Origin of the sequence: Collinsella ihumii (assembly GCF_900046475.1) — a bacterium.
Classification (GTDB): Bacteria; Actinomycetota; Coriobacteriia; order Coriobacteriales; family Coriobacteriaceae; genus Collinsella; species Collinsella ihumii.
In genome coordinates, this window is the sequence record NZ_FCOU01000014.1 from 33,806 (window position 1) to 58,826 (window position 25,021).

Annotated in this window: 19 protein-coding genes, 1 tRNA gene and 1 pseudogene; 20 read left to right on the forward strand and 1 reads right to left on the reverse strand. The window is 65.2% G+C overall.

Annotation, left to right across the window (positions count from 1 at the left end; all coding sequences use genetic code 11):
- Positions 1–184: 184 nt before the first annotated feature.
- From BN3789_RS11340 to BN3789_RS11365, 6 genes and pseudogenes are all read left to right on the forward strand, one after another.
- Positions 185–1,210: pseudogene (locus BN3789_RS11340) on the forward strand (nSTAND1 domain-containing NTPase); the annotation flags it as partial.
- Positions 1,211–1,285: 75 nt separating this feature from the next.
- On the forward strand, positions 1,286–1,777 hold the full coding sequence (ybaK, locus tag BN3789_RS11345) for a Cys-tRNA(Pro) deacylase (RefSeq protein ID WP_066834468.1): 492 nt from the start codon (positions 1,286–1,288) through the stop codon (positions 1,775–1,777).
- A 425-nt stretch (positions 1,778–2,202) separates the two neighbouring features.
- Positions 2,203–2,277 (forward strand) — tRNA-Thr (locus tag BN3789_RS11350).
- A 304-nt stretch (positions 2,278–2,581) separates the two neighbouring features.
- Positions 2,582–3,859 carry a C40 family peptidase gene (locus BN3789_RS11355; RefSeq protein WP_066834470.1) on the forward strand — a complete coding sequence of 426 codons (1,278 nt, stop codon included), beginning with the start codon at positions 2,582–2,584 and terminating at the stop codon, positions 3,857–3,859.
- 86 nt (positions 3,860–3,945) lie between these two features.
- On the forward strand, positions 3,946–6,003 hold the full coding sequence (gene murJ, locus BN3789_RS11360; RefSeq protein ID WP_229254353.1) for a murein biosynthesis integral membrane protein MurJ: 2,058 nt from the start codon (positions 3,946–3,948) through the stop codon (positions 6,001–6,003).
- Positions 6,004–6,045: 42 nt separating this feature from the next.
- Positions 6,046–7,008: a lipid II:glycine glycyltransferase FemX gene (locus BN3789_RS11365; RefSeq protein WP_066834471.1), complete on the forward strand. Its 963-nt coding sequence runs from the start codon at positions 6,046–6,048 to the stop codon at positions 7,006–7,008.
- A 256-nt stretch (positions 7,009–7,264) separates the two neighbouring features.
- Here the strand turns inward: BN3789_RS11365 and BN3789_RS11370 are convergent, their stop codons facing one another.
- Positions 7,265–8,500: a carboxylate--amine ligase gene (locus BN3789_RS11370; RefSeq protein ID WP_066834473.1), complete on the reverse strand. Its 1,236-nt coding sequence runs from the start codon at positions 8,498–8,500 to the stop codon at positions 7,265–7,267.
- A gap of 76 nt (positions 8,501–8,576) precedes the next feature.
- Between BN3789_RS11370 and uvrC the strand changes: the two genes are divergently transcribed.
- The 14 genes from uvrC (at position 8,577) to BN3789_RS11440 (ending at position 24,966) form a co-directional block, all read left to right on the forward strand.
- Complete coding sequence (uvrC, locus tag BN3789_RS11375; RefSeq protein WP_066834475.1) at positions 8,577–10,475, forward strand: excinuclease ABC subunit UvrC; 1,899 nt, start codon at positions 8,577–8,579, stop codon at positions 10,473–10,475.
- Between the two features lie 191 nt (positions 10,476–10,666).
- Positions 10,667–11,173 (forward strand): ROK family protein, encoded by a 507-nt coding sequence (locus tag BN3789_RS11380; RefSeq protein WP_079989306.1) that lies wholly within the window; start codon positions 10,667–10,669, stop codon positions 11,171–11,173.
- Between the two features lie 171 nt (positions 11,174–11,344).
- The gene (gene rapZ, locus BN3789_RS11385; RefSeq protein ID WP_066834477.1) at positions 11,345–12,286 is read left to right on the forward strand and encodes an RNase adapter RapZ; all 942 of its coding nucleotides are present in this window, start codon (positions 11,345–11,347) and stop codon (positions 12,284–12,286) included.
- 54 nt (positions 12,287–12,340) lie between these two features.
- Positions 12,341–13,294: a DNA-binding protein WhiA gene (whiA, locus tag BN3789_RS11390; RefSeq protein WP_066834479.1), complete on the forward strand. Its 954-nt coding sequence runs from the start codon at positions 12,341–12,343 to the stop codon at positions 13,292–13,294.
- A 165-nt stretch (positions 13,295–13,459) separates the two neighbouring features.
- Positions 13,460–14,485, forward strand: a complete 1,026-nt coding sequence (gap, locus tag BN3789_RS11395) for a type I glyceraldehyde-3-phosphate dehydrogenase (RefSeq protein WP_066834481.1) — start codon at positions 13,460–13,462, stop codon at positions 14,483–14,485.
- Positions 14,486–14,618: 133 nt separating this feature from the next.
- Positions 14,619–15,812, forward strand: coding sequence for a phosphoglycerate kinase (locus BN3789_RS11400; protein ID WP_066834482.1), 1,194 nt, complete (start codon positions 14,619–14,621; stop codon positions 15,810–15,812).
- Positions 15,802–16,572, forward strand: coding sequence for a triose-phosphate isomerase (tpiA, locus tag BN3789_RS11405; RefSeq protein WP_066834483.1), 771 nt, complete (start codon positions 15,802–15,804; stop codon positions 16,570–16,572). Before BN3789_RS11400 ends, tpiA begins: the two co-directional genes overlap by 11 nt.
- A 3-nt stretch (positions 16,573–16,575) precedes the next feature.
- Entirely contained in the window at positions 16,576–18,129 is a 1,554-nt protein-coding gene (gene gpmI, locus BN3789_RS11410) for a 2,3-bisphosphoglycerate-independent phosphoglycerate mutase (protein ID WP_267872882.1), read from the forward strand.
- 202 nt (positions 18,130–18,331) lie between these two features.
- On the forward strand, positions 18,332–18,586 hold the full coding sequence (gene secG, locus BN3789_RS11415) for a preprotein translocase subunit SecG (protein WP_066834484.1): 255 nt from the start codon (positions 18,332–18,334) through the stop codon (positions 18,584–18,586).
- Between the two features lie 333 nt (positions 18,587–18,919).
- The gene (locus tag BN3789_RS11420) at positions 18,920–20,605 is read left to right on the forward strand and encodes an ABC transporter substrate-binding protein (protein WP_066834486.1); all 1,686 of its coding nucleotides are present in this window, start codon (positions 18,920–18,922) and stop codon (positions 20,603–20,605) included.
- A gap of 216 nt (positions 20,606–20,821) precedes the next feature.
- A complete protein-coding gene (locus BN3789_RS11425) occupies positions 20,822–21,859 on the forward strand; it encodes an ABC transporter permease (protein WP_066834546.1) in 1,038 nt (345 codons plus the stop codon).
- A gap of 12 nt (positions 21,860–21,871) precedes the next feature.
- Positions 21,872–22,828: an ABC transporter permease gene (locus BN3789_RS11430; protein WP_066834488.1), complete on the forward strand. Its 957-nt coding sequence runs from the start codon at positions 21,872–21,874 to the stop codon at positions 22,826–22,828.
- Positions 22,828–23,946: an ABC transporter ATP-binding protein gene (locus BN3789_RS11435; RefSeq protein ID WP_066834490.1), complete on the forward strand. Its 1,119-nt coding sequence runs from the start codon at positions 22,828–22,830 to the stop codon at positions 23,944–23,946. The genes BN3789_RS11430 and BN3789_RS11435 overlap by 1 nt, the downstream gene beginning before the upstream one ends.
- Entirely contained in the window at positions 23,947–24,966 is a 1,020-nt protein-coding gene (locus tag BN3789_RS11440; RefSeq protein ID WP_066834492.1) for an ABC transporter ATP-binding protein, read from the forward strand.
- Positions 24,967–25,021 lie beyond the last annotated feature (55 nt).

Below are 25,021 nucleotides of genomic sequence, written 5' to 3' on the forward strand. Positions count from 1 at the left end.
GGGTGGTTCGCGGATCCTGCATTGGAGGGGGCCAGGAGAAGACGCTATCGCGGTGTTGGATCACTTCCAGAACGTTGGGAGGCGCGGCGTTTAGAGGCGGGGGGGACGAGGGCTAGTCCTGTGTCTTATACACATGTGGATGTGGATAAGAGACAGCCTGGGGGGCGGCGGGCTCGGGGGGCGCGGGGGGCGCGCGAACGACCTCAAGAACGTGACGGCGAAGATCGAGTTCGGCACGTTCACCGTGGTGACGGGCGTGTCGGGTTCGGGCAAGTCGAGCCTTGTGACCGACACGATCGCGCCGGCGCTCACCAACGCCATCCACCATTCGGCGCGTCCCGTGGGGCCGTACCGCGCGATCGAGGGCATCGAGGAGATCGACAAGGTCATCGACATCGACCAGTCGCCGATCGGGCGCACCCCGCGCTCGAACCCGGCGACCTATATCGGCCTGTGGGACGACTTGCGCGCGCTGTTCGCGAGCGTGCCGGAGTCCAAGGCGCGCGGCTACAGCCCCGGGCGCTTCAGCTTCAACGTGCCGGGCGGCCGCTGCGAGGCGTGCAAGGGCGACGGCCAGATAAAGATCGAGATGCACTTCCTGCCCGACATCTACGTGCCGTGCGAGGTCTGCGGCGGCAAGCGCTACAACCGCGAGACGCTCGAGGTGCTCTATCGCGGCAAGTCCATCTCGGACGTGCTCGACATGTCGGTGACCGAGGCGCTCGCGTTCTTTGGGAACATCCCGCAGATCAAGCGCAAGCTGCAGACGCTGTTCGACGTGGGCCTGGGCTACGTGCGCCTGGGCCAGCCCGCCACCACGCTGTCCGGCGGCGAGGCGCAGCGCGTGAAGCTCGCCAAGGAGCTGCACCGCAAGCAGACGGGGCGCACCTTCTACATCCTGGACGAGCCCACCACGGGCCTGCACTTCGAGGACGTGCGCCAGCTCATCGACGTGCTGCAGCGCCTGGTCGACGCGGGCAACACGGTGCTCGTGATCGAGCACAACCTAGATGTCATCAAGGTCGCCGACCGCATCATCGACCTGGGCCCCGAGGGCGGTAACGGCGGCGGCAAGATCGTCGTGTCCGGCACGCCTGAGAAGGTCGCGGCCTGCAAGGAGAGCTACACCGGCAGGTTTCTGGAGCCCATCTTGGAGCGCGACCGCGCCCGCCAGGCGGGTCATGAGGCGCCCGAGCTCGATAAGCGCTGAGAGATAGCCACCGCGCCGCGCCTTCGCGGGGCGCGGCGGCGTCTCCGGTCGGGGATCGCGGAAGAAAGGTGATCGATGAAGGCGGCGAAGCTGCAGAAAACCAATGCGATGCGCGAGCTCGATCGGGCGGGCGTCGCGTATGAGGCGCGCACCTACGAGGACGACGGGGAAGAGGCCTCGGGCCTGGGTATCACCATCGCGAAGATGCTGGGCGAGGACCCTGACCAGTCGTTCAAGACGCTCGTGACCGAGACGCCGGAGGGCGGGCACGTGGTCTGCTGCATTCCGGTTGCCGAGGAGCTCGACCTCAAGGCGGCGGCGCGCGCGGCGGGGGCCAAATCCCTGTCCATGATGCACGTGCGGGACCTGGTCGGCGTGACCGGGTACGTGCGCGGCGGCTGCTCGCCCATCGGGATGAAAAAGCGCTTCCCGACGCTGCTCGACGAGACGTGCGTGCTGTTTGACACCATCAACATCTCGGGCGGGCGTCGGGGCCTGAGCCTCACGTTGGCAACCGACGACCTCATACGGGTGACCGATGCCGTCGTCGCGCCCATCTGCCGCTAGGAAGCGCTGATTAATAGGCCGATGCCCGCACGGTTCGGGCGCCTCCCGCCTGTCCCGCGGAGCCGCCCTGTCGACTGTACGCTATGGGAACGCCGCCCCATCGACTGTACGCCATGGGAACGTTTTTCGCCCGAAAACGTTCCCATGGCGTACAGTCGGCAGGGCGGTGTTCCATATGCGTACAGTCGATCGCCCGGCCGACCCGGCCCGCGGTGCTCGAGGCCTTTTTCGGCGTTTCCCTAGAAACGCTGATCAATTCATTCCGCGCTTCGGCCCCGTAGCGGGCGCCTGGCTGCATATGGGGGGACGTACCTGTTTCATGCATGAATGCACGAAACAGGTACGTCCCCCCATATGCATAGTTGTGTAGGTCGCTTGTGGGGCCTTGCCCGCGAGGGCGCCGTTGCTATAATCGTTATCCGCCCGCCGGCGTAGCTTAACGCTAGAGCATCGGTATAGTAAACCGAAGGTGCAGTGTTCAACTCCTGCCGCCGGCTCCAGAGCACGTTCAGGGCCCTCATCGCGAGGGCCCTTTTTTGTGCAAATCGGGGGACGTACCTTCTCCGTGCATGTTTGCACGGAGAAGGTACGTCCCCCGATTTGCACCGGATGGGATGCGCCGCGGACGCACTGAATCGCCCTTAATTCGCACCCTCTCAAGCTTGACTTGAACTTTAAAGATATGTGGATTTGCTGTACCGGTGGCATGAAGGCTCTTTGCGTTCGGGGGAAGCACGTTAGCCGGGACGTGACAACATTGCTATAGTAGAGCCTGCATCTAGTCGATCGAGAGGATCTTTGCGCATGAAGCTCAAACGCACCCAAACCACGCTCGCGCTTCTGCTGTCCGGTGCTCTGACGTTCAGCACGGTTCCGGTGGCTCTGTATGCTGAGCCCACCGCGACGCTTCAAGACCAGGTTGACGAGGCCTACTCCACGCTCATGACCTATACTCAGGAACTTGAGTACGCCAACAACCAGCTGTTCCAGGTGCAGGAGGATCTCGCCTCCATCCAGGAGCAGATCAAGCAGACCGAAAGCGATATTGCCACCAAGCAGGCCGAGCTCGAGGAGGGGCAGGCTGCGCTCTCCGACCGCGTCTCGGTCCTGTACAAGCAGGGCGGCTTCAACCTGATGTCCGTGGTGCTGGGCGTGTCCGATTTCGAGGAGCTCTTTTCGCGTGTCTACTACGCGAACAAGGTTGCCGAGCAGGACGCCGCGCTCGTGAATTCGGTCAAGACGACCAAGGCCGAACTCGAGGAGAAGCAGAGCGCCCTTGCGGCCCAGGAGGCCGAGCAGAAGCAGCTCGTGTCCGACCAGGAGGCCAAGACCTCCGAGGTCCAGACGAAGCTCTCCGCCCAGCAGAGCTATTACAACGGTCTCGACAGCGAGCTGCAAACCCAGCTTGCGGCCGAGGCGGCGGCTCGCGCTGCCGAGGCGGCGGCCGAGGCCGAGCGCGCCCAGGAGCAGGAGAACAACAGCGACGGCGGTTCCACCACTGATACCACGACGGGCGGCGATACCAACACGGACGCGAACACGCCCGATGCGTCGACCCCGTCCGGGGGCACCTCGAGCCCCTCGACTCCGAACACGCCGTCTGGCGGCGGTTCGGACAACACCGTGACGACGCCCGACCCCGAGCCCGAGCCTGAGCCTGAGCCCGAGCCCCCGACCGATACGGGCAATACCGATTCCGGCAACGCGCCCTCCGGTGTCGTCGACGTCGCGCTCGCCCAGGTCGGCAAGCCCTACGTGTGGGCCGCCTCCGGTCCGGATTCGTTCGATTGCTCCGGCCTGACCTCCTACGCCTATCGCCAGATGGGCATCTCCATCCCGCATTCTTCCCAGTCGCAGTACAACTTGGTCTCCTCCAAGGGCCATCTCGTGTACAGCGTCAGCGCGCTGAGCCCCGGTGACCTCGTGTTCTGGGGTTACGGCGGAAGCGGCAGCTCCATCTACCACGTGGGCATGTACATCGGCGGCGGCCAGTACGTCCATGCGTCCATGCCGGGCGTCGGCGTCGTGGTCGGCACGCTGTCCACGGGCGGCAACTTCGCCGGCGGCGGTTCTCCGGTGTAAGGGTTCCTGCCTCCACACACATCTGTCCGAAGCGGCGGGACCCCGGGTTTCCCGGGGTCCCGTTTTATTGACGAATAGGGGATGCGATGGACGACGAGTTCCAGACGAACGCGGACGAGCCGAAACCGCGCGGCGCGCACTTTGCGCCCCGATCCCAAGATGCCGACGAGACGGTGCGCGGCGCCCATGCGGTCGCGCCGAGCCACATGGCCGCGCCGAGCCACATGACGGCGGCCTCGTCCTCACCCGATGAGACCACGCAGTTCATCTTGGCTGCCCAGAGCCAGGAGGCGCGCCACACGCGGCGATACGCGCCGCGCCCCGACGAGACCATCGCCTACCTGACCGCCGCCGAGAGCGCCCGGCTGGGCATGGAGTCCGGTTTCGAGGGCGCCGACGTGCCGTCCGCTCCGTTCGCATCCGATGAGGTAGTCGATGCCGATGGCGTCATCGCCTGCCCTGATGCCGCGGACCAGGCCACGGGCGACCTCCCCGCGCTGGACGACTTCGCTCCCGCCGACCCCGACGAGGAGGAGACCGAGGAGGAGGTCGAGCAGTTGGCCTCCCGCAAGGCCAACGGCGTGAGCCTGCTCGTCATCATCAGCCGCATCACGGGCTTCGGGCGCACCATGGCGCAGGCCAACGCGCTGTCGGGTGCGCTCATGGCGGTCGCGAGCTGCTACACGGTCGCCTCGACCATGCCGAACTTCCTCTACGAGCTCGTCATGGGCGGCATGCTCATCACATCCTTTTTGCCGGTGTACCTGTCGGTTCGCAAGCGGCTCGGCCGGGACGGCGCGGCCGCCTACGCGTCCAACCTGCTTTCGCTCGTGCTGCTGCTCATGGGCGCCATGTCCATCCTGTGCTTCATCTTCGCGGGGCCGGTCATCTGGACCCAATCGGCAGGCGCGAGCGAGGACTTCAACTTCGATCTGGCGGTCTGGTTCTTCCGGTTCTTCGCGTTCGAGATCATCCTGTACGGCCTGTCGTCGATCATCTCGGGCGTGCTGAACGCGGAGCGCGACTACTTCTGGAGCAACGCGGCGCCGATTCTGAACAACGTCATCACGATCGCGTCGTTCCTGCTGTACGCATACGTGGTCAACAACGGCATCCTCGACTGGGAGCGGGCGCTCATCATCCTCGCCATCGGCAACCCGCTCGCCGTCGCCACGCAGGTCTTCGTCCAGCTGCCCGCCCTCGCGCGGCATGGCGTGCACCTGCGCCTGCGCATCGACCTGCACGATCCGGCCATCAAGGAGACGCTCGCCATCGGCCTGCCGACGCTCGTAGTGACCTTCGCGTCGTTCCCCACGAGCGCCGTCCAGTCGTCGTGCGCCCTGCAGTGCACGGCCAACGGCGCCGCGATCTCGTACTACTCGCGCGTCTGGTACGTGCTGCCGTATTCCATCCTGGCGATCCCGCTGTCGGTGACGATGTTCACCGAGCTGTCCAACTACCACGTCGCGGGCCGTCTGGACGCTTACCGCCGCGCGGTGGCCTCGGGCATGCGCAAGCTCATGTTCACGCTCATCCCGTGCGCGATGCTTCTGATCGTGTTCGCGCCCTGCCTCATCGCGGCCATCGGCGGCTTCGACGCGGAGGACGCCGCCATGACGTCGATGTACCTGCGCGTGCAGTCGATCGCCCTGCCGTTCTACGCGCTGTCGACCTATCTGCAGAAGGTCTGCTCGTCGCTCATGCGCATGAAGTTCTACGCGATCGCCACCTGCGTTGCCGCCGTGGTCCAGGTGTCGTTCTGCATCGTGCTCACGCCGCTGTACGGCCTGTACGTCGTGCCGTTCTCCTCGACGTTCTTCTTCATCGCGGTCGATGCGGTCACCATCTTGCATATCCGCAAGGAGATCGGTGCCTTCGGTATGATGGAGGTCGTGGCCTCGAGCGTCCGCTCGCTCGCGTTCGGCCTGCTCGGGTCTGCCGTCGGCGCCGCGATCCTGTGGGCGCTCACGAACTTCATGGGCCCGGTCGGGGGCTCGATGGTCCGTGGGTTCGTGTACACTGCGGCTGCCGGCATCCCGGCGCTGCTCGTGACCTATGGCAGCGCGTACGTGCTGCACAAGTCGGAGGCACCGTTCTTCGACGCGCTGTTCGATAAGGCCGCAGGCCTGCTGCGCCGCGCCTAGGCGCCACGCGGGGCTGCTTATTCGCAAGGGAAGGTATCTGCCATGGAGTATCGTCTGATCAACGACGAGGAGACCTGGGACGCGATTCTGCGGGCCCACAACGGTCACCCCATGCAGTCGTGGGGATGGGGCTCGCTCAAGGAGCAGACGGGCTCGTGGACGGCGCACCGCGTGGTGTGCGAGGACGACGGCAAGTTCGTCTGCGCGGCCCAGGTGCTCGAGCGCAAGCTGCCGTGGCCGTTTCGCTCCATCTGCTATGCTGCCCGCGGCCCGGTGACGGAGCGCGACGAGGACGTGCCGCGCGCCGCCGACCTCATCGCCGAGTGGTGCCGCGCGCACGTGCACGCCGTCTCGCTCAAGATCGACCCGGGCGTGTCGGGCATCAAGCTGGGCGACGGGTGGAAAGAGGGGAACAAGATCTTGATCCCGAACACGGCGACGCTCGACCTGACGCCCGACGAAGACGCCATCATGGCCAGCATCCACTCCAAGAAGGCCCGCCAGTACATCCGCAAGGCGGGGCGCAGCGGCGTGGAGGTCCGCCTCGCCACGCGGGAGGATCTGCCGGGCATCATGGAGCTCTACCACAACACCGCCGAGCAGGACGACTTCTTCATCCACGAGGACGAGTACTACTACAAGGCGTTCGATGCGATGGCCGACGTCAACCAGCTGTTCGTGGCCGAGGTCGAGGGTCGTCTGCTCGCCTTTTTGTGGAACATCACCATGCCCGCGGCGGCCTTCGAGCTGTGGGGAGGCGTGAACGACGAGGGCAAGCGCCTGCGCGCCAACTACCTGCTGAAATGGCACGCGATGTGCGAGGCCAAGAAGGCGGGCGCCAAGCTCTACGACTTGAACGGCCTGTTCAACGACGGCATCAGCAAGTTCAAGATGCTGTTCGTGAACGAGCCGACGATGTGGATCGGCACGTTCGACAAGCCGCTGAGCCCGCTGTTCGCCGTGTGGGAGCGCGCGCTCACGCTGTATCGCCACTTCTTTAAGTAAGGGGCTCGAACGAACCCGGCCCCGTCAACGAACCCCGGGGGATGGTTCCCGCAAAAACCGTCGCGACGGTTTTTGCGGGAACACCGGGGGATATCTTGCATAACGGCCAAAACGATACGGCTGTTTACCTCGTTGGTTTGTGTTTTGCTCGAATTGATATGTATATTTCGTCCGAGCTTCCCGCAAAAACCGTCGCGACGTCAAGGACAGAGCTCGTTGGGGACGGGCCCTGTCCAACCCGTCCCCGCGGGAGGCCCTAGAACGACGTGTCGGTCGGCTCGGGGTAGTAGCGCTTGAACTTGCGTACCTGGTTGAGCTCGGTGAGCGTCACGTCGATCATGCGGCGCAGCCCGGCGTCGGCGCGGTAGCGCTGCGGGTCGTACACGCGGCCGGCGCGGATGAGCGCGTCGAGGCGCGCGAGCAGCTTGGGGTCGCGCACATAGCGACGCACGAGCCTCGTCGGCACGAGCGTGTAGAGGATTTCGTTGTCGATGCGGACCGGCTCGACGCGCCTTCCGTGCACGAGGTCCTCGACGCAGAAGCGCATGGGGTTGGCGCCGGCGGCGCAGTTGTAGTACGAGTTGCGGCCGATGCGCGGGTTCACCTCGAAGAACAGCGAGCGTCCCGTACGCGGGTCGCGCTTGACGTCGAAGTTGGCGAAGCCGCGGTAGCCGATATCCGACAGCATCTTGGCGCAGCGCTCCCAGATGCCCGGCATGGGCGCGGTAATCATCGCCACGGGGTTGCCCAGCATGGCCGGCGCGTGGTCTTCCAGCAGGACGTTGGCTCCGCCGAACAGCGTCGGGGTGCCCGTGCTGTCGATATACAGCGTGATCGAGTCCATATAGGTGTCGTCGCCGCCGATCAGCTCCTGGACCAGGAAGCTTCCGGCAAAGCCCGCGGCGCGCAGGTCGCGCCAGAGCTCGTCGAGCTGCTCCTGGCGCTCGACGAAGTAGACCTTCTTGAACCCCTGGTTGATGAAGTGCGCGTACTCGGGGGAGAGCGCCGGCTTGGCGACCACGGGGAAGGGCAGCTCGCTCGGCGCGATTGGATCGGTGCCGGCGAGGCGGACGAGCTCGGTTTCGGGCACGTCGAGACCGTTTGCCCGGCACAGCTCGTTGAAGCGGTCCTTGTTCGAGACCTGCTCGATGACCTCGGGGCGCGGCGTGGGCGTCACCACGTAGGGGAGCTCGTCGCGGATCGCCGAGATGGCGGGGATGCAGGGCTCGGAGTTCGTGACGACGACGAGCGTCTTGCCCGGGTTGCGCGCGTGGATGCGCTCGAGCGCGGCGCGCACGTCGTCGGCACCGATGGTTTCGACTCGCTCGTGCTCGAAGATGCGGGAATGCAGAATGATGCCGATGGGATCTTGGATCACGGCGACGGCGCGCGTTCCGTAGGCTTCGTGGAATTCGCGGCCGATGGCGTATGCGCCGATGTCTCCGCCCAGGATGACGGGCACGATGTCGGCGTCGTGTTCGGTATGCGCCATGCATCAACCTTTCAGAGGCTATAGTACGATAGCCATCATAGCGTTTAGCACCCGTCTTCGACAGGAGGTCACGAGAATGGCACTCGCCCCGGGCCTTGATCCCGACATCGCCGAGCAGGTCGCCCATGTGCCGACCGATCCCGGCTGCTACCTGTGGAAAAACGCTGCGGGTGAGGTCATCTACGTGGGCAAGGCCAAGAACCTGCGCGCCCGCATGAAGCAGTACGTGATGCTCACCGACGACCGCGAGAAGATCCCGCTCATGATGCAGCTCGTGGCGGGCTTCGACTACATCGTGGTCGACAACGAGCACGAGGCGCTGGTGCTCGAACGCAACCTGATCGGCCAGTACCACCCGTACTTCAACGTCGACTACAAGGACGACAAGAGCTATCCCTACATCGCGGTGACGCAGGGCGACCTGTTTCCCGCCATCAAGTACACGCGCGAGAAGCACAGGCCCGGCACGCGCTACTTCGGCCCCTACACCGACGCCCGCGCCGCGCGCGAGACGATCGACACGCTGCGCAAGATCTGCCCCATCTGCTCGGGCACATGCGCGGAATGGAAGCGCGTGAACCGCTTGCTCGCCAAGCATTCCGACGACGCGGACATCATCGGGCTCATCTGCGCGCAGAAGGGGCGCCCGTGCTTCGATTACCACGTGGGCCGCGGCCCCGGCGTGTGCGCCGGCATGATCGCTCCTGAGGAGTACGCGAAAAGCGTGCGGCGCGTGGAGCGCTTCCTATCGGGCCAGCGCCGCGAGCTGGTGGGCGAGCTGAAGGAGGACATGGCCGAGGCCGCCGCGAACCTCGATTTCGAGCGGGCGGGGCGCATCAAGCGCAGACTCGAGGTCATCGACGGGCTCGACGACCGTCAGCAGGTCGTGTTCCCCACGAGCGTGGACATCGACCTCATTGGGTTCTACCGCGAGGAGACGATCGCCGGGGCGTGCGTGTTCGTGGTGCGCGAGGGCCGCACGGTGCGCAGCTGCGAGTTCATCCTGGACAAGGGCCTCGACGTGGCGGAGGAGGAGCTCGTCTCGGGCTTCGTCAAGCGCTATTACGACGAGACGGCGGACATTCCCTCCGAGGTGGACGTAGCGGTCGACCTGGAGGACGCGGAGGTCATCGGCGAGTGGCTCACCGCCAAGCGGGGGCGCAAGTGCGCGCTGCACCGGCCGCAGCGCGGCGAGAAGCGGCATCTGCTCGAGATGTGCGAGCGCAACGCCCGCCACGCGCTCATGCGCTACATGATGCGCACCGGCTACGCCGACGACCGCACGAACCAGGCGTTGCTGCAGCTCGAGAGCGCGCTGGCGCTCGACGAGCCGCCCATGCGGATCGAATGCTTCGACATCTCGACCATCCACGGCCGCTTCACCGTGGCCTCGATGGTCGTGTTCACGAACGGCCGCCCCGACAAGAGCCAGTACCGTCGGTTCAAGATCCGCACCGAGCTCACCGAGGCGAACGACTTCGTGTCCATGTCCGAGGTGCTCGGGCGCCGCTACGCGCCGGAGCGCATGGCCGACGAGCGCTTCGGGTCCCGTCCCGACCTGCTCGTGGTCGACGGCGGCAAGCCGCAGCTGACGGCGGCCATGAACCAGCTCGAGCAGCTGGGGCTCGATATCCCGGTGTGCGGCCTCGCCAAGGCGGACGAGGAGGTGTTCGTCCCCTGGGACGATACGCCGGTCGTGCTGCCGTCGGGCTCGGCGTCGCTGTACCTGATCAAGCAGGTGCGCGACGAGTCGCACCGCTTCGCCATCACGTTCCACCGCGAGTTGCGCGACAAGGCGATGACCGTGAGCGTGCTCGACGAGGTGGAGGGCGTGGGGCCCACGCGCAAGAAGGCGATCATGCGGCATTTCGGCTCCATGAAGAAGCTGCGCGCGGCAAGCGTGGACGACATCGCCGCCGTGAAGGGCGTCCCGCGCGCCGTGGCGCAGGCGGTCTACGACACGCTGCGCGCCTGAGCTTTTGGTCTTTTAGGGACAGGTGATTTTTATTCACGCCGGTGCCCTCGCACCGGCGTGAATAAAAATCACCTGTCCCTAAAAGACCACGTCGTGCAAGTGGTTCTTACTGGCATGCAGGTTGGTACCGCGCCGGGGCCGTCGCGCATGCGCGGGCCCGGCGCGCCCTCGCTTAAGGTAAGGAGTCCGCGATGGAACAGATGACCACCGCCGCCGTCGACATCGGCGGCACCAAGATTGCGTGCGGCCTGGTGTCCATAGGGGAGGCCGGCGGCGCGACCCCGGTCGTCTCGGCCGTCGAGAAGATACCGACCGAGGCGGCGCAGGACGGCGAGCACGTGCTCGCACGCGTGATCTCTGCCGTGCAGGCGGCGCTCGAGCGCGCCGAGGAGCCCGTTGCCGGCGTGGGCATCTCGTCGGCCGGCGTGGTGGACCCGCGCACGGGCGACATCACCTTCGCCAACGAGCTCATGCCCGGCTGGGGCGGCACTAAGCTCGCCGCTGCCGTGAGCGAGGCCTGCGGCCTGCCGTGCCGCGTGCTCAACGACGTGCACGCGCACGCCCTGGGCGAGGCGCGCTGGGGCGGCGGGCGCAAGGCGTCCAGCTGCCTGGTCGTCGCCGCGGGCACGGGCATCGGCGGCGCCATCGCGCATCCCACGAGCCTGACCTCCTGGTTCAAGGCCGAGGTCGAGAAGTAGCCGCTTCGATCGAAGACGACGTCGCTCCGCGGGGCCGGCGCACCTGCCGGCCCCGCGGAACTTTTTGGGACGGGGCCATCTGCTTCCCGGCAGCCGGGGGCAAATGACCCCGTCCCAAAAAGTTCCACCCGGGTATACTGAAAAGAGTGCGTTTGCCCGAGGAGGTCTTCTATGCCCGCTGCCAACGACAACCCCATCACCAAGGCCGAACTTGCCGACCGCGTGCCCGACGTCGTGGTCATCACGGGCATGTCCGGATCGGGGCGCACCCAGGCCATGCACGTGTTCGAGGACATGGGCTACTTCTGCATCGACAACCTGCCGCCGCGCCTCATCCTGCAGCTCGCCGAGCTCGTGGGCATCAACGCGGGCATCGGGCGCCATCTCGCCGTCACGTGCGACCTGCGCAGCCAGGGCCTGTTCGATGAGCTGCAAGATGCCATCCAGATGCTGCGCGATCACGAGATGAGCTGCAAGATCGTCTTTCTGGAGGCCTCGGACGAGGTGCTCATGCGGCGCTATAACGAGAACCGCCGCCGCCACCCGCTCGCGATGCCCGGCGAGACCACTGCCGACGCCATCCAGCGCGAGCGCGTGCAGCTGGCGAGCATCCGCGAGTGCTCGGACATGACCATCGACACCACGCGCCTGCGCACGAGCGAGCTGCGCGCCAAGCTGCTGGTCGCCTTCTCGGAGCTGACCGACCAGCAGCTCATGGACGTGCGCGTGTTCTCCTTCGGCTTCAAGCACGGCATGCCCGTCGAGGCCGACATCATGATCGACGTGCGCTTCCTGCCGAATCCCTTCTATGACCCCGAGATGCGCAAGCTGACGGGGCTCGACGAGAAGGTGTCGACGTTCGTGCTGGAGAACCCCAAGACCAAGGAGTTCCTCGACGCCTGGTTCAAGCTGCTCGATGCCGTGATGCCCGGCTACGTCGCCGAGGGCAAGCCGCAGCTGTCGATCGCCATCGGGTGCACGGGTGGACAGCACAGAAGCGTCGCCATCGCCGAGGCGACGGCGCACTACCTTGAGCGCCAGTCCTATCACGTGAGCATCTCGCACCGCGACCTCCCGCGCGCGAACCGGACCGCCACGGGCGAGGCGCACTGACGCCCGCACGTCTGAAGGTTCGTGCCGACCCGATACCTGAGAAGGGGTGGATAGATGTCGTTTACCGCCGAGGTGCGCGACGAGCTCGCGCGCTGCGCGCCGACCTGCGAGTACTGCAACATCGCGACGCTCGCGGCGCTCGCCCGCGTCTGCGGCACCCTGAGCGTGCGCGGCGGCGGCCACTACCGCCTGCAGGTGGCGACCGAGACGGGAGCCGTGGCGCGCACCATGATCGGGCTCACCCATCAGATCCTCAAGCTCAAAACCGAGTTCACCGTGCGCAAGAGCGTCTTGCACCGGGTCCGCAACTACCTGATCGCCCTGCCCGACCAGCCCGACCTCGAGAAGGCGCTCGTGCTGCTGGGTATCCTCGACCGCTCCGGAACGCTCGTGCGCGGCATCCCGCACCATGTGGTCGCGCGCGACTGCTGCCGGCTCGCCTACATCCGCGGCAGCCTCATCGCGGGCGGCTTCGTGGCCGACCCGCGCGGCGACTTCCACCTGGAGATCTCGGTGCAGGGCGAGCAGTTCGCCCATGCGCTCGCCGACCTCATCGGGCAGGTGGGCGTGCGCGCCCGCGTGAACCGGCGCCGCTCCTCGTTCGCCGTCTACATCAAGAGCGCCGACGACATCTTGCGCCTTTTGCGCGAGGTGGGGGCGCAGCGCTCGGTCGCCGAGATCGAGGAGGCGCGCGTCGTCAAGTCGGTGAAAAACGCCGTCAACCGCCGGGTGAACGCCGAGCTTGCCAACCAGGGCAGGAGCGCGGGCGCAGCCCAGCGCCAGATGGAGCTCATCGAGCAGGTGAACGCGCTCGGGCTCAGGCAGTCGCTTCCCTCGGCCCTGTCGGCCTTCTGCGACCTGCGCGAATCGCATCCCGACCTGTCGCTTCGCGATCTGGGAGAGATTGCCGACCCCCCGCTTTCGAAGTCGGCGCTCTACCATCGCGTGCTGCGTCTGGAAAAGCTCGTCGAAGCCGCTGGTCCCGATATGAATGAATCGCTTCAATAGCCGTTTTCCTGCGGTTTTGAAGCAATTCAAAGCTCTGAAAATTCTCAATTCGACCCCTATTGTCGTGAAACTCATCACGAAAAAACGGTATATTCTAAGAGGTTTGTTTGTAGGCCTCAGCGGCAGGCAAGGGAACCTGCGGGGGCCTCGCGAAAGGAGACAAGCATGGCAGTAAAGGTTGCGATTAACGGCTTTGGCCGCATCGGTCGTCTCGCGTTCCGTCAGATGTTCGGTCACGAGGGCTCCGAGATCGTTGCTATCAACGACCTCACGTCCCCCGACATGCTCGCGTACCTGCTGAAGTATGACTCCACGCAGGGCAACTACGCTCGCGATCACGAGATCACCTCCGACGAGAACTCCATCACCGTCGACGGCAAGCAGATCACCATCTACAAGGAGGCCGACGCCAAGAACCTCCCGTGGGGCGAGCTGGGCGTCGACGTCGTGCTCGAGTGCACCGGCTTCTACACCTCCAAGGCCAAGGCCCAGGCCCACATCGATGCTGGCGCCAAGAAGGTCGTCATCTCCGCTCCCGCCGGCAACGACCTGCCCACCATCGTCTACAACGTCAACCATGAGACGCTGACGGCCGAGGACAACATCATCTCCGCCGCCTCCTGCACCACCAACTGCCTCGCCCCGATGGCCAAGGGCCTGAACGACTTCGCCCCGATCGTGGCCGGCATCATGACCACCATCCATGCCTGGACCGGCGACCAGATGCCGCTCGACGGCCCGCAGCGCAAGGGCAACAAGCGCCGCAGCCGCGCCTGCGCCATCAACATCGTCCCCAACAGCACCGGCGCCGCCAAGGCCATCGGCCTGGTCCTGCCCGAGCTCAACGGCAAGCTCATCGGTGCCGCCCAGCGCGTCCCGACCCCGACCGGCTCGCTGACCAACCTCTACGCCGTCGTCGACAAGCAGGTCACCGCTGACGAGGTCAACGCTGCCATGAAGGCCTACGCCGCCACCATCTCCGAGACCTTCGGCTACAACGAGGACGACATCGTCTCCACCGACATCATCGGCGAGACCCACGGCTCCATCTTCGACGCCACCCAGACCATGTGCAACGATCTGGGCAACGGCCAGACCCTGGTGCAGGTCGTTTCTTGGTACGACAACGAGAACTCCTACACCTCTCAGATGGTCCGCACCATCAAGTACTTCGAGAAGTTCGTCGGCTAAGCATATCCCGACCAGAGCTTCTTAGCGTCTTGAATTGAGAGGGCGCGGCCTTAAGGCGTATGCCCCAAGGTCGCGCCCTCTTTTCATATGCACTCCGCTTTCGCGGATGCATCAAGTTGAAAGGTAGATGCACATGGCTTTCACCAAGAAGACCGTTCGCGACATCGATGTCGACGGCAAGCGCGTCCTGATGCGCGTTGACTTCAACGTGCCCCTGAAGGACGGCGTCGTGACCGACGACACCCGCGTCCGCGCCGCCATCCCCACCATCTCCTACCTCAAGGAGCACAACGCCAAGATCATCCTCATGAGCCACCTCGGCCGCCCCAAGGGCGACGGCCCCGAGCCCGAGCTCTCCCTGAAGCCGGCTGCCGACAAGCTCGCCGAGCTCACCGGCTTCGACGTCAAGTTCGTCGACGACACCTACGGCGAGAAGGCCGCCGCCGCGGTCGACGCCCTCGAGCCGGGCGACATCCTTGTTCTCGAGAACGTCCGCTTCGACAAGCGCGAGAAGAAGAACGACCCCGAGATCGGCAAGATCCTCGCGTCCTACGGCGACGTGTTCGTGCTCGACGCCTTCGGCACCGCGCACCGCGCCCAGGGCTCCGTGGTGGGCCCGGCCGCGTACCTGCCCGCGGTCGCCGGCTTCCTGCTTGAGAAGGAGGTCGACACCCTGACCGGCATCTTCGCCGAGCCCGAGCGCCCGTTCGTCGCCATCGTCGGCGGCTCCAAGGTGTCCTCCAAGATCGGCGTCCTCGACCACCTCATCGACTCCGCCGACACCCTGATCATCGGCGGCGGCATGGCCTACACCTTCTTCCTGGCCAAGGGCTACGCTGTCGGCACCTCCCTGAAGGAGGAGGACTGGATCGAGCGCGCCGGCGAGATGCTCAAGAAGGCCGAGGACAAGGGCGTCAAGATCCTGCTGCCCATCGACAACATCGTCGCCGACCACTTCGGCGAGGACGCGGTCGGCGAGGTCGTCGACTCCGACAAGATCCCCGCGGACCGCATGGGCATGGACATCGGCCCCAAGACCGAGGCGCTGTACGCCGAGGCCATCGCCGGCGCCAAGACCGTGTTCTGGAACGGCCCCATGGGCGTCTTCGAGATGGACCAGTTCGCGCATGGCACCGAGGCCGTCGCGCGTGCCGTGGCCGACTCCGACTGCACCTCGATCATCGGCGGCGGCGACTCCGTGGCCGCTATCAACAAGTTCGGCCTGGCCGACAAGATGAGCTGGATCTCCACCGGCGGTGGCGCCTCCATGGAGCTCGTCGAGGGCAAGGCCCTTCCCGGAGTGGAGGCTCTGAACGATGCCGAGTAACCGCACCCGCCTCATCGCAGGCAACTGGAAGATGAACAACGACGTGGCCGGCGCCGCCAAGCTCGCCGACGAGCTGGCTTGCGCCCTGCCCGAGGTCCCCGAGGGCGTCGAGGTCGTCGTCTGCCCGCCGGCCGTCGACCTGACCACGGTAAACGACCGCATCCAGGCCGCCCCGATCGCGCTCGGCGGCCAGAACGTGTACTGGGAGGCCTCCGGCGCCTACACCGGCGAGACCTCGTGCGACATGCTCAAGAGTGCCGGTGCCACCTACTGCATCATCGGCCACTCCGAGCGCCGCGACTACTTCCACGAGACCGACGAGGACGTCAACCGCAAGGCGAAGGCCCTGATGGCCGCCGGCATCACGCCCATCTCGTGCTGCGGCGAGTCGCTTGAGGTCCGCGAGGCCGGCAAGCACGTCGAGTTCGTCGTCGACCAGATCAAGAAGGACACCGAGGGCCTCGAGATCACCGATCCCTCCAAGTACGTGATCGCCTACGAGCCCATCTGGGCCATCGGCACGGGCAAGACCGCCACGGCCGACGACGCCCAGGAGGTCTGCGGCGCCATCCGCGCCACGCTCGTCGACGTCTTCGGCGCCGAGACCGCCGCGGGCATCCGCGTGCTGTACGGCGGCTCCGCCAAGCCCGGCAACATCGCCGGCTTCCTCGAGAAGGAGGACGTCGACGGCGCGCTGGTGGGCGGTGCCTCGCTCAAGGCTGCTGACTTCGCCGCCATGGTTGAGAAGGCGGGGGAGTAGACCGTGCCCAAGCATCTTCCTGCTCTGCTCGTGATCATGGACGGCTGCGGTCTGGCGCCTAAGGGCTCCGACAACGCCGTCGCTGCCGCGAACACGCCGTTTCTCGACAGCCTGTACGAGCAGTACCCGCACACCACGCTCGGCGCTTCGGGCGAGGACGTCGGCCTGCCTGACGGCCAGATGGGCAACTCCGAGGTCGGCCATCTGAACATCGGCGCCGGACGTATCGTCTTCCAGGAGCTCAGCCGCATCAACAACTCCATCAAGGACGGCTCCATCCAGGAGAACGAGACGCTGGCCCACGCCATGGACGACGTCGCCAAGAACGGCGGCACGCTGCACCTGCTGGGCCTCGTGTCCCCGGGCGGCGTCCACTCCATGCAGCGCCACGGCGAGAACCTGTCGGCCATCGCCGCCATCCACGGCGTCAAGCGCATCCGCTTCCATTGCTTCATGGACGGTCGCGACGTCGACCCGCACTCCGGTGCAGGCTACATCGAGACGCTGAAGCAGAACCTCGAGGCGCTGTCCGCCTACGCCGAGGTCGACGCCCGCATCGCCACGGTCTCCGGCCGCTACTGGGCCATGGACCGCGACAACCGCTGGGAGCGCGTCGAGCGCGCCTACGACGTCATCACGCTGCCGTCCGACACCGAGACCGATCCGGTCGAGGGCGTCCGCGCCTACTACGAGAAGGACGAGCGCGGCGATGAGTTCATCGAGCCGTTCGCCTGCCATAACGAGGGCGTGCGCGACGGCGACGCCATGGTGTTCTTCAACTTCCGTCCCGATCGCGCCCGCGAGATGACGCGCGCCTTCACCGAGACCGACTTCGACGGTTTCGAGCGCAAGGTCGCGCCGAAGCTCTCGCACTTCGTGACCATGACGGAGTACGACGACACCTTCAAGAACGTCGAGGTGGCGTTCCCCAAGACGTTCCCCGAGAACGTCCTTGCCGACGTCATCGCCCAGGCCGGCCTGAAGCAGCTGCATACCGCCGAGACCGAGAAGTACGCGCACGTCACGTTCTTCCTGAACGGCGGCGTCGAGGAGCCCAAGGAGGGGGAGGAGCGCGTGCTCGTGCCCTCGCCGAAGGTGGCCACCTACGACCTGCAGCCCGAGATGAGCGAGCCCGAGGTAACCGAGAAGCTCGTCGAGGCGATCAACGAGGACCGCGCAGACTTCTATATCGTCAACTACGCCAACTGCGACATGGTCGGCCACACCGGCGTGTTCGACGCCGCCGTCAAGGCGGTCGAGGCTGTTGACGACGGTCTGTCCAAGGTCATCCCGGCCATTCTCGCCAAGGGCGGCTTCGCGCTCATCACCGCCGACCACGGCAACGCCGACCACATGTTCGATGTTGACGCCGAGGGCAAGAAGCACCCGTTCACGGCGCACACCACCAACCGCGTGCCGTTCATCGTGGTCGATCCGGCCGCCAAGCTCACCGGCATCGAGGACGGTCGCCTGTCCGACATCGCCCCGACGATGCTCACGCTCGCAGGCCTGGAGCCCTCGGCCGAAATGACCGGCCGCATCCTCGCCACCGAGTAGACGGTCGGTTGGGGACGGGTTCGTTCCAACCCATCGATCCGCAAGGGGGTCGTCAGCGTCTGCTGGCGACCCCCTTCTCGTATGGATGGGTCGGGTGGGGGTCGGGCTCTTCAGCCCCTTAACCCGTGGCGATTGCGTGCGGCGGGTTCAGGTGTGGTACCATACGGACTGTTCGAACGTACGTAGAAGGAGATTACGACTCATGGGTCCGTTCCAGATCATCCTGTTCATCGTGTGGGCACTGTCCACGCTCGCGCTCATCGCGCTCGTCCTCATGCACTCCGGCAAGGGCACCGGCGTCTCCGACATGATCGCCAGCTCGCTGTACAACTCCAGCGCCGCGACCGGCATCATGGAGCAGAATCTCGACAAGCTGACGGTGATCGTTGCCGTCGTGTTCGCGATCTGCATCGTGTTGGCGATGTTCTTCTTCCCGCAGGGCATCGTGGGCATCTAAGCGAACGCCTTCAATCCAGTTTCTTGCAAGCCGTCCGGGGGAGACCTCGGGCGGCTTTTTAGTGTGGCGCCCCGCATGACGGGGTTCGGCCTCTCTAGGTTACAGAAATGTTACAAACCTCTAAAAGTATGCAGATGTGACCTGCGAATGCTCCGGTTTGTTAAAGAAAATCTCGGATTGAACCAAATTGAGCACTTTATTATGCAAAAGTTGCGGTACATTAGGGACCATCGCGTCAGGGGTGCAATCACAGCCTGAGCACCCCGCTTATGATCGCGTCGTAGGGGAGGGGCCGCACAGGTCCCGCTTCTGAACTGTTTTAAGGAGGATGGCATGGCTGAAATCTTCAACAAGCCCATGGGTCGTCGCGCCTTCGTGGGCAGCGCTCTCGCTACCAGCGCACTCGCTGCGCTCGCCGGTTGCTCCAACGGCGGCAACACCGCAAGCTCCGGCTCCGGCACCGCTACCGACAGCAGCGCCTCGGGCGACAACGTCATGAGCTTCTACCTGTCCGAGCCCGCCTACATCGACCCGTACAACGCCCAGGAGAACCAGGGCACCGCGGTCGTGCGCGCCGTGTTCGACGGCCTGGTCACTTGGGACTGGGACACCAACGAGCCCAAGGCCATGTGCGCCACCGACCTGCCCGAGGTCTCCGAGGACGGCCTGACCTACACCTTCCATCTGCGCGAGGGCATGACCTTCCACAACGGCGACCCCGTTGACGCCGCTTCCTTCAAGCGCGGCTGGGAGCGCCTGGCCGACGGCACCATGTCTGCCCCGTCCGAGATCGGCTACCACCTGGCCCCTGTCGCCGGCTACGCCGAGATGGCTGCCGGCGAGGCCACCGAGATCACCGGCCTCACCTGCCCCGACGAGCTGACCTTCCAGGTCCAGCTGACCGACCCCATGGGCGACTTCGTGGCCGTCTGCTGCCACCCGGGTCTCGTGCCCGTTCCGCAGGCCGCTCTCGACGACCCCGCGTCGTTCCTCGAGCAGCCCATCGGCAACGGCCCCTTCAAGATGGACGAGGCCTGGCAGCACAACCAGTACATCTCCGTCTCCCGCTTCGACGACTACTACGGCGAGGCGCCCAAGCTCGACGGCGTGTACTTCTCCATCCAGGCCGACCCGGACGTCGCCTTCCGTGAGCTGCAGTCCGGCTCCATCGACTTCGCGATGATCCCCACCGGCCAGATCCAGGACACCATCGACCAGTACGGCCTGTCCGACGACGGCTTCACCGTCACCCCGGGCAAGCAGTGCCTCACCGGTACCGAGCTGTCCACCTACTACCTGGTCGTCAACTTCAACGACCCGGTGCTCTCCAACGCCGGCGTCCGTCGCGGCATCTCCTACGCCATCAACCGCCAGAACATCGTCGACACCCTGTACGAGGGCTATCGTGAGGCGGCCAACTCCATCATGCCGCTGTCCATCGACGACAACGAGCAGAACGTCTGGGCCGCCTGCACCTACGATCCCGAGAAGGCTGCCGAGGAGCTCGACGCCGCCGGTTACCCTGCGGGCGAGGACGGCTCCCGTGGCATCAACGTGACGCTGGACTACAACGGCGACGGCGGTCATGAGGACATCATGTCCTCCATCCAGGCCGACCTCGAGGCCGTGGGCATCACGGTGACCCAGAACACCACCGAGTGGGCCACCTACCTGAACAACCTGTCCACCGGTCAGTTCCAGCTCGCCCGCCTCGGCTGGACGGCTGACTACCCGACCATGGACAACTTCCTGTACCCGAACTTCTTCAGCACCGCGGACAACAACTACGGCCCGTACAACAACCCCGATGTCGACGCCGCCTTGCTGGCCGCCCGTCAGATCAACGACGAGGAGGAGCGCAAGGCCGCCTATCGCGAGATCTGCGCCACCATCGGCAACGACATGCCGGTCATCCCCATCATGTTCTACGCCCACAACTACGTTGGTACCGAGCGCCTCGCGAGCTTCAACTACGACGCTCAGACCATCCCGCACTTCGAGACTGCTGAGCTCGCCTAGTTGCATGAAACGCATGGGTAAAATCCAGCACATGTGATGTTAAGCAGGACACCGTCAATGTGGCGGTGTCCTGTTTGTTGTGTTAGACCCCTGTAGCTAACACGTTGTACTTTCGCTTGATGCAGTGTTTGCCCTATACTTGTAATTTCGCCGCGACAGGGGTCGATGAGCTGTGCCGCGGCGCGCTGTAAGAACCAGATGAGGGAGGGTATCGCTGTGATCAAGTACATCGCCAAGCGAATCCTACAGTTCATCCCCGTCTTCCTTGGCGTGACGCTGATTCTATTCATCATGCAGAACGTCGTGCCGGGCGATCCGATCAAGCTGATCGCCGGTGAGAGGAAGCTCGATCCGACGACGGAGATGAACATCCGTGCCGCCCATGGTCTTATCGAGACCGACGCCGATGGCAACATCATCTACGATGAGAACGGTGACACGATTCCGACGTCCATGCCCAAGCGCTACGTCAACTATCTGACCGATCTGCTCCAGGGTGACCTCGGCACCTCGTACCAGCGCGGTACGCCGGTCTCGAGCATCATCCTGCAGAAGTACCCCTACACGGTGCAGCTGGCGCTCGTGGCCATCGTGATAGAGGCGATAGTGGGTATCGGCGCCGGCATCATATCGGCGATCAAACGATACTCGTTCTGGGACGTCCTGGTGACCCTGGTCACGTCCCTGCTGGTGGCCATGCCCGCCTTCTGGCTCGGCATGCTGCTCCAGCTCATCTTCGGCATCTGGCTGAAGGGTGCCACGGGCGGCGCCGTGTCGCTGCCGATCTCGGGCGTCGCCGGACCGCGCGCCCTGTACCCGGATTGGATGTACTACATCCTTCCCGCCATCACCCTGGCCTCCGTGTCGACGGCCTACACCGCGCGCATCATGCGCTCGCAGCTGCTCGACGTCATGAACCAGGACTACATCCGCACGGCCAAGGCCAAGGGCCTGTCCAAGGGCGCGATCATCCGCAAGCACGCTCTCAAAAACGCGCTCATCCCGGTCGTCACCTACGTCGGTATGGACTTCGGCGCCATGCTCGCCGGCGCCATCCTGACCGAGACGGTGTTCTCCTGGCCCGGTATCGGCCGCGAGACCTACGTCGCCATCACCCAGCGCGACTGGCCCATCGTCATGGGTTCGGTCACGGTCATCGTCGTGGTGGTCATGGTCATCAACCTTATCGTAGACGTGAGCTACGCCTTCCTCGATCCGCGCATCAGGCTCGGCAGCTCCAAGAACGAGGGCTAGGAGGCAGCGCATATGAATTACCCCGTTTCGCGTCCCGACGCACAGGCGTATGCCGATTCCATCGCCGTCGAGCACAGCGGCGTCGCATCCGCCGATAGCGGCAAGTCCCGCACCCTGTGGGGCGACGCGCTCGGACGCCTGAAGAAGAACAAGCTCGCGGTGATCGCCGCGATCTGGATCCTGTTCATCATCGTGATCGCGCTCTCCGCCGACCTGTGGGTGCCCCAGGTCCTGGGCGACCCGAACTCGACGGCCGCCAACATGGCCGCCGAGTCGCGCCTCCCGCCGTCGCTCGAGCACCCGTTCGGCACCGACACCCTCGGCCGCGACGTGCTGTCCCGCGTCATCTACGGCGCGCGCATCTCGCTGACCGTCGGCGTGGTCGCCACCGGCATCTCCACCGCCATCGGCCTCGTGATGGGCGCCATCGCCGCGTACTACGGCGGCATCTGGGACACCATCATCATGCGTCTGGCCGACATCTTCCTGGCGTTCCCCTACACGTTGTTCGTCATCGCCATGATCGCGGTCATCGGCAACGGCATCCAAAACGTGTTCATCGCCATCGGCATCCTCGGCTGGCCGAGTATCGCGCGCGTGTTCCGTTCCGCGATCCTGTCGGTCAAGCAGAACGACTACGTCGACGCGGCGCGCGCCATGGGCGCTTCCGATCTGCGCATCATCGCCCGCCACATCTTCCCGAACTCCGTGGCCTCCATCGTCGTCTACGCGACCATGAACATCGGCGGCGCCATCCTGACCGAGTCCGCGCTGTCGTTCCTCGGCATGGGCGTCGTCCCGCCCGATCCCTCGTGGGGAACGCTGATCCAGTCCGGCCAGCAGTACCTGCAGACCGAGCCCTGGCTCATGGTCCTGCCCGGCCTGGCGATTCTCTCCACGGTGCTTGCGTTCACGCTGCTCGGCGACGGCCTGCGTGACGCCCTCGACGTCAAGATGAAGGATGCATAATGGCAAAGCGTAAGAACGACTGGGTCGATCTCAAGGAGCAGCCGGTTCCTGAGGGCCAGCACCTGCTCGAGGTCGACAACCTCAAGATGTACTTCCATACCCAAGACGGCATCGTCCACGCGGTCGACGGCGTGTCCTATACGCTCGACCGCGGCGAGACGCTCGGCGTGGTGGGCGAGTCCGGCTCTGGTAAGTCGGTGACGCACATGACCATCATGGGCCTCATCGAGATGCCCCCGGGCAAGATCGAGGGCGGCGACATCCGCTACCGCGGCCACTCCATCCTGGAGATGTCCGAGGAGGAGATGCAGCATATCCGCGGCAACGACATCGCTATGATCTTCCAGGACCCCATGACCTCCCTGAACCCGGTCTACAAGATCGGCCGCCAGGTGGGCGAGGGCCTGCGCCTGCACCGCGGCTACTCCAAGGCCGAGGCGCTCAAGCGCGCCACCGAGCTGCTCGACCTCGTGGGCATCCCCGAGCCCGAGAAGCGCGTGAACGAGTATCCGCACCAGTTTTCCGGCGGTATGCGCCAGCGCGTCATGATCGCCATGGCGCTCGCCTGCGACCCCGACATCCTGATCGCCGACGAGCCCACCACGGCGCTCGACGTGACCATCCAGGCGCAGATCATCGAGCTCATGCAGGAGATGCAGCAGAAGAACGGCAACGCCATCATCATGATCACGCACGATCTGGGCGTCGTGGCCGACATGGCCGACAAGATCATGGTCATGTACGCGGGCCGTCCCGTGGAGTTCGGCACGGCCGAGGAGATCTTCTACGACTCCCGCCATCCCTACACCTGGGGCCTCATCCGCTCCATCCCCGACCACGCGCTCGAGGAGAAGAAGGAGCTCACCCCGATCGCGGGCAACCCGCCGTCGCTCGTGAACCTGCCGAGCGGCTGCCCGTTCGCCCCGCGCTGCCCGTATGCCGTCGACGTCTGCCACGAGAAGGTCCCCGGCCACATCACGACCGAGACCGGCCATTACTCCGCGTGCCACTTCGCCGACGACCCGAACTTCCTCAAGTTCGCGCCCGAGAACTCCCGTACGCGTGCCGACCTGGCAGCGCGCCAGAAGGCCGCCTCGACCGAGAAGAAGGAGGCATAAATGGCTGAGAACACCCCTCTGCTCAAGGTCGAGCATCTGTGCAAGGAGTTCCCTGCGGAGTCCGGCGTGTTCGCGGGCCGCTTCGCCAAGAAGGTCTCTGCCGTCAACGACGTGAGCTTCGAGATCATGCCGGGCGAGACGCTGGGCCTGGTCGGCGAGTCCGGCTGCGGCAAGTCCACGACGGGCCGTTCCATCATGAGGCTCACGCGGCCGACGTCGGGCAAGGTCTACTTCGAGGGCCGCGACGTTTCGAAGATGAACAAGCGCGAGCTCAAGGACCTTCGCCGTCAGATGCAGTTCATCTTCCAGGATCCGTATGCGAGCCTGAACCCCCGCATGACGATCGGCGAGATCATCTCCGAGCCGCTGCAGATCCACGGCGACGGTCGCAGCGCATCCGAGCGCAACAAGTACGTGCGCGAGCTGCTCGACATCGTCGGCCTGAACCCGGAGCACATCAACCGCTATCCGCATGAGTTCTCCGGCGGCCAGCGCCAGCGTATCGGCATTGCCCGCGCGTTCGCGCTGCATCCCAAGCTCATCATCTGCGACGAGCCGGTCTCCGCGCTCGACGTGTCCATCCAGGCCCAGGTCCTGAACCTGCTGAAGGAGCTCCAGAAGCAGTTCGGCACGGCATACCTGTTCATCGCGCACGACCTGTCCGTCGTGCAGCACATCTCCGACCGCGTGGCCGTCATGTACCTCGGCAAGATCGTGGAGCTCTCCGACTGGAAGACGCTGTACGCCGAGCCGCATCATCCGTACTCGCAGTCGCTCCTGTCGGCGGCCCCCATCCCGGACCCCGACCTGATGAAGTCCCGCCGCCGCATCATCCTCGCGGGCGATCCGCCCTCGCCGATCGATCCCCCGAGCGGTTGTCGCTTCCACACGCGCTGCCCGATCGCCAAGGAGATCTGCGGCGCCGAGCAGCCCGACTTCAAGGAAGTCGAGCCCGGGCACTTCTGCGCGTGCCACTTCGCGGCCCCGTATCCCATCAAGGAGTCCCATATCGATCTTTAGGATCGATGCGCGCCTGTCCAGGTCGCTTGAGGCCCCGGCTGAAGAAGCCGGGGCC